Genomic DNA, 12,858 nt, shown 5'->3' with positions numbered 1-12,858 from the left:
CCGGGTCATCAGGTTGTCACCAACCGCTTCATCCAGTCCAGCAGGGCTGAAGACAGCAGCTCAGGCCTGGTCAATAACGCGTAGCCGTGAGCTCCAAAAACCCGGGGCAGATAGCTGGCAGCCTGACGGTCAATGGTCAGACAGAAACAGTGAATGTCCTGCAGACCCGCTTCGGTTACTGACTGGCGCATGTCCTCCACCCCGTAACGGCCCTCGTAGTCATCCCTGTCGCTGGGCTTTCCGTCGGAAATCAGCAGCAGCAGTCTGTGAGCCGCCGGCTGTTGCATGAGGCCGGCGCTGGCGTGACGGATTGCGGCGCCGGCGCGGGTGTAATGCTGGGGCTCCAGGGCACTGATTCTGAGGGCGACTTCATTACTGTAGCGCTCCTCGAAGTTCTTGATCTGTCGCACCGTCACTGCGTTGGGGCCCTCCCCTGAAAACGCCTGCACCGACCAGGGCTCACCCAGGCCCTCCAGTGCGGCGCACACCAGCAGAAGTGCTTCTCGCTCCACATCGATTACCCGCCGATTCCCAGCAACCCAGCTGTCGGTGGAACCACTGATGTCTATAAGCAGGGTTATGGCCATGTTGCGCTCTGCTGTCCTTCGGGTCTGATACAGGCCCTCGGCCATGTATTTACCTGCCCGGAAGTCGGCGTAACTGTCGATATAGGCATCCAGATCTATGTCGTCGCCATCGAGTTGCCTGCGGTGGGTTACCCGCCGGGCCTGCAGCATCTCGAAGCGCTTGCGTATTGCATGAAGCATGGATTCATGGGCAGCCAGGGTCTGGTCTACCCAGCGTTGGGAGCCGCCCTGGGAGGACAGCAGCCGGACGGTCGCACCCGGCTCCCGGTATACCTGCCCACGATAATCCCACTCCGGATAACTGAAGCCTTTGCCCTCCGCGATCGCGGCCTTGAGCTCCTGACGGGCACGGGCATCCGGTGGATCATCCGACAGAAGCACTTCCTTTGGGCGGCCGGGAGTCGAAACCAGCCGCGCGTTCGACAGCTCCGAAACCATGTCACCAAATTCCTCGGCACTGGTTTCCTGGTCCCGATCCGTCGGCCGCTGAAGGCCAAAGGGGTCCTCTGCATGCTGGTGTGGCTCGTCTGCCTGAATCATCCAGATGCCAGGCTCCGGATCCTCTTCTTTCTCGTCTTCCGTGGTTTCGCGTTCCTCGGGGCGGCGTGAAAGCCTGGCTGAACGGGGCGTATTGTCTTCCGGACCGGTTGCAGATTCATCGCCCGTGCCTGATGCCGGCAGAATTTCAAGGGCGCCGGGAAGTGGCCGGAACTCTCCTGTCCACCAGTCCTTTACCAGCGGGCAGGGTCCCAGCTGACGCTCCGAAAATCCCTCTGGCAATAACTGCAAATCCCCGATTAAAAACCGCGCATTGGCAAGCGATTCTTGCGGAGTACCTGCGACGGGAATGCCGGCATCGGGATAGCCACACTCACTGGCCAGAAGCCTGCGTACGAAAAGCTCCAGTGGTCTGCGGGCGCCGGAAAATGCCTTCAGTGGGGGCCGTGCTGCCAGTGCCTGTCGGCGCAGGACATTCACTGATGCTGTCATTCCCGGCAAAAGCGCAGCCAGGTCCTCGTCTGCCCCGTAGGCTTCAAGCAGAAGATAGACATCCGCCAGCAGCGGGCTCAGCCCGGCGACGGCAAGCTCGGCGCCTCCCCGGCGCGCCCGTATTACCTGTTGCAGCGCCATTACCCGGTATAGCTCGGTGGCCCGTGCCGGCTCGGAAATACCCGAATCAGGGGGTAACCAGAGGGATGCGCCATTGGTGGCGGGTATGGGCTGTTGCCGGCGGGGCAGGCGATGATGACTGAACAGGATGGCCAGAAGGGTAGCCCGGGCTGGCAGCTGTGCCGAACGCATGGGATAACCGGTGCCAAAGACCGCGGTTATCAGCAGGTCCAGCCGCGAGGCGGTATCCCCAAGCATGACGTTCTGTGGCACATCCGGCGGTGTCCGATGTCTGCGCCAGAGCTTCTGCATAAATACCGTGGCGTGGCGCGCCGCGTCGCTGATGACCTCTTCGGCTTCAGCCATGGACGGCGCCCCGCAGCCTCTGCCCTGCAGGCACGGCTCTACACAAAGGTTGCGTCAACCAGATCACGCATGGCTCCCACGAGTGATTCATCATCAGACAGGGGAGAGATGAGCCCTGCATAACAGGCTTCACGGATGGGAACACCATTTTTCGCCAGCAGGGCTGTGGCAATCAGCAGGCGGGTACTGGGAACTTCCGCCAGACCCCGGTCTCTCAGGGCGCGAATACGATGCGCCAGTGACACCAGAGCGTGCGCGGTGGGGTGGTCCGCCCCGCTTTCCTCTCTGATAATGGCAAGTTCCCGCTCCGCCGCCGGAAAGTCCAGGTCCATGGCCACAAAGCGCTGGCGGGTGGAAGGCTTGAGGTCCTTGAGCATGCGCTGGTAGCCGGGGTTGTAGGAGACCACCAGCTGGAAGCCGGGGGCCGCCTTGACGGTTTCTCCGGTTTTATCGATTGGAAGAATGCGCCTGTGATCGGTCAATGCATGCAGGATGACAATGGTGTCCTGCCTTGCTTCGACGACCTCATCGAGATAGCAGATGGCGCCTTCACGGACGGCACGGGTCAGGGGCCCGTCGTGCCAGTGGGTACCGTCATGCCGGATCAGAAAACGGCCGATGAGGTCGCTGGCGGCCAGGTCGTCATGGCAGGGAATGGTGACCAGCGGCCGGTTCAGCCGCCAGGCCATGTGCTCCACCAGACGTGTTTTACCACAGCCGGTTGGACCCTTGAGCATGACCGCGAGATTCTGGGCATGACACTGCTCGAAAATCTCGACTTCATTGGCAGTCGGCAGATAGAAGGGCTCGGAGCCCGCTCTGGTTTCATGCAGCTGGTGCAGGCTCTCGGCTGTCACTGTTACACCGCTTCCATGTTGTCTGATCTCTCTGTTCCGGTTTCGTCAGATGTTTCAAAATGCGGCCGATACCGGAAAAAGTCGTAAATGAACAGCGCAACGCCCACAGTGAAAAGGGAAGCCGTGGCGATCAGCATCAGGAAATGCACCTGGATCTTGAGCTGGGCATCCAGATATCCCATACCCATGATCCGCTCCAGGTAGACCTGCCCCAGGCCCGCGGTTGCAAACGACAGGGTCATGCCAAACATACCTGCGAGCTGTAGCCAGAATGCCCAGTAGCCCAGGGATGTCCCCTCTTCCGGCCGACTGGTCATCTTTGGCAGCGCATAGGTAATCATTGCCAGCACGATCATGGCGTAAGCACCGTAAAATGCGGCATGGCCGTGCATCGCCGTGATCAGGGTACCGTGGGTCCATTTATTGACTGCGGGAAAGGTATGGGCGAGGCCCAGCAGGCCGGCACCGAAAAGCGCAAACAGCGCACTTCCGATGGTCCAGTGCAGCGCCAGCATATTGGGATGGGCCAGCCCGGAACGGCGCATGGCCGCGTAGGCGAACATGGCCATGCCGGCCAGAGCCGCCGGTTCAAGAGCGCTGAAAAGCCCACCAATAGGCAGCCAGTACTGGGGAACGCCCACCCAGTAATAATGGTGTGCGGTGCCGAGAATACCGGCGATGAACACCAGCCCCACAATGACATAGAGCCATTTCTCCATGACTTCCCGATCCGCCCCGGATAACCGGATCAGGAGATAGGCCAGAAACGCGCCCATGATCATCATCCAGACACCTTCCACCCAGAGGTGAATGGTCCACCAGCGGTAAAAGATGGACACCGTATAGTTCTCGTAATGCAGCAAAGCCGGGAAGAAAAGCAGGGCTGAACTCACCAGCCCGATCAGGAGCACCCCTTCGGTGGTGGTAAAACGGCCTGATTTTCTGATGGTCATGCCAATGTTGTAGAGAAAGATCAGCATGCAGATAACAATGACAATTTTGTGGGGAAGCGGCTGTTCCAGAAGCTTGTTGCCGGTGCCATAACGGAACAGGTAACCGATGATTGCCGCTACGCCCATACCAGTCCAGAGAATCAGCTGCAGATAGGCGAGTTTCACGCTGTGCAACTCGGTACGGGACTCGTCCGGAATCATCCAGTAAGTCGCCCCCATAAAGCCGGTCAGCACCCAGACGATGAGCAGATTGGTGTGGATCACCTTGGTGACATCGAATGGAAGTATGTAAAGCAGTGGGTCGGGCCCAAGGTATTTGGCAGCAGACAGAAGACCAAATACCAGCTGCAATCCAAACAGGACCATAGCCACGGCAAAGTACCAGTAGGCAACTGATTGCGATTTATACCGCATCCTTATTCTCCTTGGAGTTTCGGGCTTCCTGCCATGCAGGGGACGAGATGCCGTGAAGCGTCATTTGAGGGATGCCAGATAGGCCGTGAGCTGATCGAGCTCTTCCTCAGTGAGGCTCTCGTCATAGCCTGTCGGCATGAAAGAAGTTCCCCCCGAGGAGTACATGTCTCCGGGCACAATGTAGGCGCTGGGCGCTACGATGGATTCCCGGATGTACCCTTCGACGCTGGTTGCATCACCCTCATATTCCGGGGAGTCGATAGTTTCTGCTGCCCGGCTGGCCATGCCAGCCAGTGAAGGGCCGGCCATGTTGACCCCCGGTTCAATGGAATGACAGGAGCTGCAGGATGGCTGGGCTGTGCGGAACACCTCTTCACCCATTGCCCGGGGATCATCCCCGGCATCGACCGGTGTGGTGCCCGGGGGAATCTGACCTGCCTGCACCCCACCGGAAACGCCGCTACCGGTAACAGTTATGGGGCGGGGCGGCCAGCCCTGGTTATCCACGTTCGCCACCCAGTCGAGAAATTTGATCAGATCAGCTATCTCTTTCTCGCTCAGATCCTGGGTAGGCATCAGGCGGCGATGTTTCTGCTCATCATAGAATTTTGAAGGGTCGCGCATGTAAGCGGTGAGATAGGCCTCACCGCGATGCTGCGTTATTTTCGTCAGGTCGGGGGCGTAATAGGCACCTTCCCCAAACAGCGTATGACAGTTGATGCAGTTGTATTTGTGCCAGACATCCTTGCCGCTGGTCACTTCCGGGGTAATGTTTTCAGCGTTGGTCAACTCGCCAAACTGGCGGTGACTGTCGAGAGTCAGCACGAGGAATATCAGTGCTGCCACGGCCGTTGATGCAATCGCAAATATTCGAGCCTGCCGGTTGGTCATGGTTATCCCTCGTCCTAGACGCTGATTCCAGTCCAATGAAGAACTGAAATGGAGGCAGCGTAGACAATGCCCGATGCCATGAGCAGCAACACCACGTAGCTGACTATCCGGAAGGGTCCGTAGAACTTTTTCTGTTGCATGCGACCTCCTGTCAAATGTTGCACGTTCCACAGCAACGGGCCGACAACCGGCACGAGCCAACATGCTTAAAAAAACATGTTTATCCTGGCACAGGTTTCAGGAAACTCAATTGACCTTCATCAAACCAGTCAGTGCATTTACCTGCTCGGCCGGTATGCCCGGATCTTTTAACAGATCCGGAATGTTAGCTGTTCGGACGGGTTCAAGGCCGGAATGCCTCAGCAGTTGACTGCCGGCCTCAGGCTGCGCACCCGCCTGCGCTCATTCAGACTGAGTAGCACCAGTGGCCCGACAATCATGACTGAGCCCACCACAAACCAGATTCCAGGCACCTCCGCGAACAGAATCCAGCCCAGCAGCATCGCCCAGATCAGGCCGGTGTATTCCGCACTGGTGACCTGATTGGCAGGTACGTGGCGGTAGGCCAGGAGGACCGTTGTGTTGTAGCCCAGAATAAACAGGGCGGAGCCCAGAGCCGTGGGCACCATGGACCATTGCCACGCTGCGCCTTCCCATAGCATGAGCGCTGTCGCCGTGGGCAGCATCAGCACATTCATCAGAAATGCCGTATGCAACAGGGGCTGCTGCCTGGGCAGCCAACGTACCAGCAGCGCGGCCAGTGCCAGCATCAGGGCTGCGGCCAGGGCGCTCAGACTGTGCCAGGTCAGCCCCACCGGCTGCAGGATCACCAGAATGCCCGCGAAACCACTGAACACCGCCAGGGCACTAAGCCGGGTCAGCCGTTCGGCAAAAAGGATCACGGCCAGCACCATCACGAGCACCGGCGCGGCATAGAAAAGTGCATTTGCTGTGGCCAGCGGCAGCGTATTGAGGGCAATAACCATACATACAATGCCAGCAAAACCGATATGAGCCCGCAGCAGATGGATCCTGATTCCGCTAAAAAGCGCCCTGCGATTGAACTGCCACCAGAACGGCAGCACCAGAATCAGGGTGCAGGCAACGCGCATGAACACGAACTGGAAAATGGGTATGTCGCCGCCCTGCCACTTGATGAGGACATCCGAAATAATCGCAAGAAAGTTTCCCAGCACGAGCAGAGCGATGGCTCCATTGAGTGTATACCCGGACATGGTTTTCTCCTCCGCGCCTGAAAGTGACCAGCGGAGTCTGGAGCAATCGTATTATTATGTATAATGACGTTTTCGCTGAATCTATGAGATATTTGGATAATGAACCTTCCTCCGCTGCGTGCTCTGGCCTGTTTTGAAAGCGTAGCCCGCCTGAACAGCTTCTCCCGAGCCGCAGAGGCCCTGCATGTGAGCCAGAGTGCGGTCAGCCATCAGATCCGCCAGCTTGAGGAATATCTGGGTGAAATCCTTTTCCTGCGCCAGGGCCGCACGCTGAGCCTTACCCCTGAAGGCCAGATCTATTACGAGCAGATTGCCGACGCTCTGAAACAGATAGAACATGCCACTGACAGCCTGCAGGGGCGGACACACAAACAGCTTCGCTTTGCCATCATCAGTTCCTTTGCCGTGCGGTGGGTCATTCCCCGCCTGCCGGCGCTTCAGCAGCAATATCCGAGCCTGGACCTGAGTCTGGAGATGACCACGGGCAACCCGGTTTTGTCGGAACGAATGGCAGACTGTTTCGTGACACTGTCCGCTGAACAGCGTGGCTTCACCTGTGATCTGATTTACAGGGAGCAGCTGTTTGCCATCTGCAGTCAGCGCTTCTGGCGACGGCTATGTCAGCAACTGAAGCGTACCGAAGACCTGAACGTCCCCTTGTCGGCGGAGCACCTGCAAGCCTTTCCACTGCTGTCAGCTTATGGTTTCTTCCAGCGTGCAGGGGAGGACTGGCGGCGTTTTCTCGGTGCGGCTGACGCGACTCTCACCCCGGAAGCGCGGGTGCAGCACTTCAGCCACACTCTGCTGGCCCTCGAGGCAGCCCGCCATCACCAGGGTATCGCCCTCACTAACGACTACATGTACAACGCCCCCCATGACCCGGACCTGGTGCGCCTGCCCTGCCATACCTGCAGCACCGGCGACAGCTTCTATTTCGCTTTCAAGACCAGTCGGCGGGACGAACCTTCCATCCAGTTGCTCCGTCAGTGGGTGCTATCCGAAGCTCGTATTTCAGGATTATTGACGGCGACATAAGCCTTTTGACCCCGAAATAACTCATACGCTCATCCAGACCGCGCCGACCCTGCTAGAATCCGCAGCAACCGCCCGACAAAAGGACCGATCCGCAATGACCCTGGCCACCTGGCTAACCGTTGTCACAATCTGCGTGCTGGGTGCCATGTCCCCTGGACCGTCACTCGCCGTTGTGCTGAAACAGACGCTGACCGGTGGGCGCCGCAATGGCATGGTGACAGCGATCGCTCATGGCCTGGGTGTCGGGCTTTATGCCTTCCTGAGCATTCTCGGACTGGCCGCCATCATTACCGCCTCCCCTCTGGCTTTTTCAGTACTGCAATGGGGTGGGGCGGCGTATCTGGCATGGATTGGCGTGAAGGGTCTGATGGCAAAGCCGCAGGCCGATTCCCCGTTACCAGATGCGCCAACCACTGCCAGCGCCGCCCGGGACGGCTTTCTGATTGTGCTACTAAATCCGAAAATAGCTGTGTTTTTCCTGGCACTGTTCAGTCAGGTGGTGGGCACCGAGACCACTCTGGTTGCGAAGATGGGCTATGCGGCCACCGCAATGGTCATTGATGGAGGCTGGTATCTGTTCGTCACCTGGATGTTCTCGAGCCCCCGCTGGCTCCACCTGCTTCGTCAAAAGGGCGTCTGGTTCGAGCGTATCTTCGGGGCAGTTCTGGTGGGGCTGGCCGGCCGCCTGGTGTTCGGCATTCTCACCGCAAAGCAATGACCCCGCCATTTTCTGTTCCCTGGAAGGGACCAGCTTGCGATCGCGGGGTTCAGAGCACCGGAACTGTCTGGGGCTGCCGGGGAACCCTCACGTCGGGGCAACCGCCGTGAGGGTCAGCGGTGGTTTTTATTTTCCTTTTCTGAACTTCTTCTGTTCCACGCGCATGTATTCCGTCAGGGCAGCGAGTTCCTTTGAATCCCAGTCAAGGGCGTCAGCGCCCATGGGCGCCACCATGCAGATCTGCACCATTTCATCCAGGTGCACCTCGTCCATGCCAAAGTCCCGTTTGCCCATCGCCACGAAATGCGGGTATTCGTTGGCAAAGGTATCAGCGTACCCGGAGCCATCCATATGACAGGTCTGGCAGGACAGGCCGTTGGCAGAAAGTGAGGTGTCCTTGAACAGTTTCTCACCCATGGCCACCAGGGATTCGGTATCGCCCTGCCAGGGTTCATAGTCGCTGGGACGACGCACAGATTCGCGCTTTTCTGCGGACACAGCTTCGCCCTCACCCTCGGCTTCTCCTTCTCCTTCTCCTTTTGCCTCGCCTTCGGCTTTCCCCTCGGCTTCACCTTCACCCTCAGCCTCTGCTTCGCCCTGGGCCGCTTCCGCAGAGGGAATGAGGCCGAGGTTGAAATCGGATACGGCCGTTGCACCGGCCATGGCCACCACCGTCATTACAGGCACGGACACCATGAGATTACGGGAGAGTCTTTGCAGGAGTTCTTTGCGGTTCTTATCGGTAGACATGGGCAACCTCCGGTCATTCTTTCTGGTTTGTTTATACGGACAATTTCAGGACCTTCCTGTTACAGAAAAAAAGCCAGCACTGTGGGCCGGCTTCGATTGTTCAGGCACTCTGAGCCAGTGATGTCTGGAGCCGCTGCTGGTGGCGGAGTGTTGACGGATGCACGCCAAACTCATCGCTCACCTCGATTCCGGCCTGTTCCACCAGCATCCCTATAATCGCCATGTGATGAATGCTGTGGCTGGACAGGAAGACAAGCTCCCGCCCGACGCTGGTGGTCACAGGACTTTTGCCGTCGTCACTGCCGTGTTCCATCGCCAGAAGCCTGGACTGAAGGTCCGGATGAATGCTGGCGACTGACTCGCGAATGGCCAGGAGCCGCTGGCAGGCAGCGCGGGCATCCAGTTCGAGAAGCGCTTCCCTCTCGCGGTTCTCATAATTGAGTGGCGCCTCCGGCTTCTCATAAAGAGCCGTCAGAAGCGCGGTGTAGTGGTCAATGATGTGGCGAACATGCTTGCCGATTACGTGCTGCTTTTTGACGCCAAACCGCTCCCTGTACAGGGGCGGAGGCAGCCTGATGAGCAGTTCGACCAGTTGGGAAATCGCATGCAGGTTTTCCGCGACAAGGCTTCCCGGATCTGCAGAACCCTTCGAAAAATATTCTGACATCGTGTTCACCCTGTTCGTCCGGATGGCTTTAATGTTGCGAAGGTGACGGTAAAGTGGTTGCTGGTCGACATTCAGGACAAAAGGGCAGCGCCAGTCTGCCGCTGCCCCCTGCAATGGCAACCTGTATCAGGACTGCCTTCAGATCGGGGTTCAGCCTTCAGCTTCGCCTTCACCCTCGCCTTCTCTTTCTCCTTCTCCTTCTCCTTCTCCTTCTCCTTCGCCTTCTCCTTCAGCCTTGCCTTCACCTTCGCCCTCTCCATGGGAGGAGGCCAGCATGTATTCGTTGTCCACGCTGGTACCGGTCTGGAAGACGGAGTCGGTCTCCGTGGCGTGGGCATTCAGGGATGCGGCCCCAACCACAACGGCAAGCACAGGCCCGGTGTAGGCAATGCCTCTGGCCAGTTTGCTCAACAGGCGCTGTTTCTGGATATCATTAGGCATATCAGATCCTCTTTTTTCGGTTGCCTGGGTAATAGTCAGTGGGCTCCAGGCATGAGGCCCGGCCCTTTATGACCACGGATGAACAGGAACACCGCCAGCATGACCAGGATCACCTGAAACATCATGGCATCCGTGGAGTTGACGGTGCTGGCAGAAAAACACCGGCACCGCCAAATACAGCATCCATTTTTATCAGACGCCCCCAGGCCCTTTGCCGGGGCACGCGACCTCCCATTGGGCCGTCGCTATGCTGGATAGCGCCCGTGCAGCCGAGGGCAGGTCATGGGCATCCACCAGGTAGCGGTCGCAGAGTTCAAGCCAGTCGGCAAGCCTGGAGAATCCGCTGGCGTCCAGCGGCCGGCCTTCGCTTATGCAGCACCCGGAAATGAGATGGCGCATGGTTTCACTCACCGATAGCGGTCGCATGCCGTCTTTCTCCTCCAGCGCCGCGTGGCTGGGGACAACCACCGTATTGACCCGGAAATATCCCCCTGCCAGCTGAGCCGATGCAGGGAGAAGGGTGCCTTCCCTGCCGGCGGCTGGCCGATTGCCCGCGACTGTTTTTGCCTGGCCGAACAGATCAAGCATCGGCTCCGGTATCCGTGCCGGCAATCCGATGGCGCAGGAGTCACCCTCCACAGTTTCGCGGATCCGGATTGCGCGGCTGAAGCCGACACCCTGGCGGCTGGCAAAATCCTGAGCCACGGCATCGTACAACTGGCTGTCACCACCAGCGACCAGTACAGCGGTGTCGGGACTGGCGGGGTCTGCAACCAGCCCTGCATCAATGATGATCTCCCCGGGCAGAGCGGCATTGCGGGCGAGGCAGGCCATAACGGCCGATGCCACACTGGCCAGCTCGAGTCTGGACTGGAGGACCTTGCCGTCGAGAATCAGGGTATAGCCGGGGGTATCGCGAACCACTTCAAAACGCGAACAGTTGCCCCGGCGCTTTTCCGATGCCATAGGAAGCAGAATGGCCTCCAGCCTGCTGACCACAGGTCGGCTGTCGGTATAGAACTCAACCTGGAAAGCACCACAGTCAAGCAGCAGGGAAAACGGGTCGATGGCCGGGGTCAGGCGGCTGACTTCCGGGGCGGAGGCTTTCGACCCTGCGCCGCTGTCCTGCCAGCGCTGGATCAGCAAACCGCTGGTAGCCCAGCCTGCAAGGGAGTCCCAGACATCTTTCCGGATAACCCATGCATCCACCGGCGCCGCAGACATCTTGCCCGCAGATTCAACCAGAGCATCGGCAATGTCATCAGGACCGGCTCCCTCAACTGCCATCAGCCAGATCAGTGAGGCTGCTTCATTCAGTGCGCTCAGATGGCCACCGCGGGTGTGATAGAGATAGACCTGGTCATCACTGATCATGTCTTCGGCAAACCGCGGTTCAAGCGCTGGCTGGGGCACTGGTTTTTCCGCCGCGTCCTGGACTACGACCCAGTCCTCCAGACGCGGCAGGGTGAAGTAAGGGAGATAGCGCTCGGGGTCGCTGCAGGGGAACAGCCGCTGGAAGTTTCCGGCCTGCTCCAGTTCGTTCCGGGTTTCTTCAATCAGCTGCTCTTCAGGCGAGGCTGCCCGGAGCGGGGCTGATTCGATATTAAGCCCGGTCAGGCTCACCAGATCCGCTACCATCGAGCCCTTGATTCCCTCCTCTATGTCCCCCCCGCTCTCCGGCCCCGCGCAGACTTCCAGGGAAGGACTGAGGTTGCATTCCAGGATCCAGGGTTTGAGCTGATCATCAATCAGGCAGTCGATGCCAAGCAGTTCATAGCAGCCCTGGGTGTCTGCCTTTACCGCCCTGGAGCGCTCGCGCATGGATTCCAGGGCTGAAAGACAGGTCAGAGTCACCATGTCTTCGACTCGGCTGAACAGTATCTGGTCGTCATGGCCCTGCTCCCGAAGCCACTCCCGGTAACGGTCCAGATCCACGAACTCCACCGGCACCTCGGCATCAAGATTCAGGGCGTTGACGTCGGGATTGGTCAGGTAACTGTAGGGGTTGTCTGCGTTGGCCTCGTCATAAGGGGCGGAGGCCAGCTTGGCGAAGCCCTGCCGGTAAAGATAAACCCGGAAGGGGACAACAGATGACACCAGCACATAAAGCCGCAGAACGTATTTGCGGCCGTGCATGGTGTGAGGGTTTTCAATGTATTCCTGCACCATCCAGGAGGATTCGAGGGGCACGCTTGCAGGATCGCGGACCAGCTGTATGCCTTTACCACGGGCCGCGTTTTTGGGTTTGAGAATCCAGCGTTTTGCGGGATTATCCACCGCCGCCTGCTGGAACGCGTGGTAATCCTCCGGCATGGAGAATACCCCGGGCACGAACTGCAGCCGGTCTGTCAGGCCTGAAGAGTCCTGCTGCTGGGTTTCAACCCGCTCCCGGAGAGTCACCAGGCTCTGGTGTAGCCGGCTTTTGACCGTCAGGGCGTTATTGCCGGGAATGTGGTTGATTTTCCGCCCGGGCCCGACTTTGCTGAAAAATTTCGGGCCGGGCATGCCAGTGTACCAGCAGGCGTCCCAGTTCTCCCCGTTTTCGGCTGCCTTCCAGATGCTTTTATCAAGCGATGCTTCGAAAAAGCGGTCCTGTTCGTAGCTGCGATTGCCACCCACCCAGTAATGACGACTCATGTTGGACTGATTCCCTTTCAAACCTTTCGCCGAACGGCTTGGTATTGTGGTTATGAAGGAGAGACACCCCACCAGGTTGGGCGTTACAGAAAAAGGAAACTTTTCTATTTCCGCAATTCTGATACCTGAGTTCAGACACCTGTAAGCAGGTCCAGAATCAGGGCCAAAATGGAAGCGGAAGTTGCAGGTATAGAGAG

12 protein-coding genes are annotated in these 12,858 nt (G+C 58.6%); 2 read left to right on the top strand and 10 right to left on the bottom strand.

Annotated elements, in window-relative coordinates; translation table 11 throughout:
- Positions 1-8: 8 nt before the first annotated feature.
- The 6 genes from LG327_RS06420 to LG327_RS06395 all read right to left on the bottom strand — a co-directional run bounded on the left by LG327_RS06420 (position 9) and on the right by LG327_RS06395 (position 6,413).
- Complete coding sequence (locus LG327_RS06420; protein ID WP_404367380.1) at positions 9-2,063, bottom strand: nitric oxide reductase activation protein NorD; 2,055 nt, start codon at positions 2,061-2,063, stop codon at positions 9-11.
- 38 nt (positions 2,064-2,101) lie between these two features.
- Positions 2,102-2,920: a CbbQ/NirQ/NorQ/GpvN family protein gene (locus LG327_RS06415; RefSeq protein ID WP_404367377.1), complete on the bottom strand. Its 819-nt coding sequence runs from the start codon at positions 2,918-2,920 to the stop codon at positions 2,102-2,104.
- A gap of 2 nt (positions 2,921-2,922) precedes the next feature.
- Positions 2,923-4,287, bottom strand: a complete 1,365-nt coding sequence (locus LG327_RS06410; RefSeq protein WP_404367374.1) for a cbb3-type cytochrome c oxidase subunit I — start codon at positions 4,285-4,287, stop codon at positions 2,923-2,925.
- 60 nt (positions 4,288-4,347) lie between these two features.
- The gene (locus LG327_RS06405) at positions 4,348-5,178 is read right to left on the bottom strand and encodes a c-type cytochrome (protein ID WP_404367372.1); all 831 of its coding nucleotides are present in this window, start codon (positions 5,176-5,178) and stop codon (positions 4,348-4,350) included.
- Positions 5,179-5,192: 14 nt separating this feature from the next.
- Complete coding sequence (locus LG327_RS06400) at positions 5,193-5,318, bottom strand: hypothetical protein (protein ID WP_404367370.1); 126 nt, start codon at positions 5,316-5,318, stop codon at positions 5,193-5,195.
- Between the two features lie 219 nt (positions 5,319-5,537).
- Positions 5,538-6,413, bottom strand: a complete 876-nt coding sequence (locus LG327_RS06395) for a DMT family transporter (RefSeq protein ID WP_404367367.1) — start codon at positions 6,411-6,413, stop codon at positions 5,538-5,540.
- Positions 6,414-6,512: 99 nt separating this feature from the next.
- Between LG327_RS06395 and LG327_RS06390 the strand changes: the two genes are divergently transcribed.
- Entirely contained in the window at positions 6,513-7,448 is a 936-nt protein-coding gene (locus LG327_RS06390; RefSeq protein ID WP_404367364.1) for a LysR family transcriptional regulator, read from the top strand.
- A gap of 94 nt (positions 7,449-7,542) precedes the next feature.
- Positions 7,543-8,166 carry a LysE family translocator gene (locus tag LG327_RS06385; RefSeq protein ID WP_404367362.1) on the top strand — a complete coding sequence of 208 codons (624 nt, stop codon included), beginning with the start codon at positions 7,543-7,545 and terminating at the stop codon, positions 8,164-8,166.
- Between the two features lie 126 nt (positions 8,167-8,292).
- On the opposite strand, the gene LG327_RS06380 is transcribed toward LG327_RS06385, so the two are convergent.
- From LG327_RS06380 to LG327_RS06365, 4 genes are all read right to left on the bottom strand, one after another.
- Complete coding sequence (locus tag LG327_RS06380; RefSeq protein ID WP_404367359.1) at positions 8,293-8,916, bottom strand: cytochrome c peroxidase; 624 nt, start codon at positions 8,914-8,916, stop codon at positions 8,293-8,295.
- Positions 8,917-9,016: 100 nt separating this feature from the next.
- Positions 9,017-9,583: a DinB family protein gene (locus LG327_RS06375; RefSeq protein ID WP_404367356.1), complete on the bottom strand. Its 567-nt coding sequence runs from the start codon at positions 9,581-9,583 to the stop codon at positions 9,017-9,019.
- Between the two features lie 150 nt (positions 9,584-9,733).
- The gene (locus LG327_RS06370; protein ID WP_404367354.1) at positions 9,734-10,024 is read right to left on the bottom strand and encodes a hypothetical protein; all 291 of its coding nucleotides are present in this window, start codon (positions 10,022-10,024) and stop codon (positions 9,734-9,736) included.
- A 192-nt stretch (positions 10,025-10,216) separates the two neighbouring features.
- Positions 10,217-12,661 (bottom strand): amylase, encoded by a 2,445-nt coding sequence (locus LG327_RS06365; protein ID WP_404367351.1) that lies wholly within the window; start codon positions 12,659-12,661, stop codon positions 10,217-10,219.
- Positions 12,662-12,858: the final 197 nt, after the last annotated feature.

This window comes from Marinobacter sp., from assembly GCF_044799475.1.
In the GTDB taxonomy this organism is placed as follows: Bacteria; Pseudomonadota; Gammaproteobacteria; order Pseudomonadales; family Oleiphilaceae; genus Marinobacter.
Note: the sequence above shows the minus strand (reverse complement) of the source record. Positions and strands in the feature narration are given on the sequence as shown.

Coding starts and splice junctions, on each gene's coding strand:
- LG327_RS06420 (WP_404367380.1), bottom strand. CDS start 2,063: ATGGCTGAAGCCGAAGAGGTCATCAGCGACGCGGCGCGCCACGCCACG.
- LG327_RS06410 (WP_404367374.1), bottom strand. CDS start 4,287: ATGCGGTATAAATCGCAATCAGTTGCCTACTGGTACTTTGCCGTGGCT.
- LG327_RS06405 (WP_404367372.1), bottom strand. CDS start 5,178: ATGACCAACCGGCAGGCTCGAATATTTGCGATTGCATCAACGGCCGTG.
- LG327_RS06400 (WP_404367370.1), bottom strand. CDS start 5,318: ATGCAACAGAAAAAGTTCTACGGACCCTTCCGGATAGTCAGCTACGTG.
- LG327_RS06395 (WP_404367367.1), bottom strand. CDS start 6,413: ATGTCCGGGTATACACTCAATGGAGCCATCGCTCTGCTCGTGCTGGGA.
- LG327_RS06390 (WP_404367364.1), top strand. CDS start 6,513: ATGAACCTTCCTCCGCTGCGTGCTCTGGCCTGTTTTGAAAGCGTAGCC.
- LG327_RS06385 (WP_404367362.1), top strand. CDS start 7,543: ATGACCCTGGCCACCTGGCTAACCGTTGTCACAATCTGCGTGCTGGGT.
- LG327_RS06380 (WP_404367359.1), bottom strand. CDS start 8,916: ATGTCTACCGATAAGAACCGCAAAGAACTCCTGCAAAGACTCTCCCGT.
- LG327_RS06375 (WP_404367356.1), bottom strand. CDS start 9,583: ATGTCAGAATATTTTTCGAAGGGTTCTGCAGATCCGGGAAGCCTTGTC.
- LG327_RS06370 (WP_404367354.1), bottom strand. CDS start 10,024: ATGCCTAATGATATCCAGAAACAGCGCCTGTTGAGCAAACTGGCCAGA.
- LG327_RS06365 (WP_404367351.1), bottom strand. CDS start 12,661: ATGAGTCGTCATTACTGGGTGGGTGGCAATCGCAGCTACGAACAGGAC.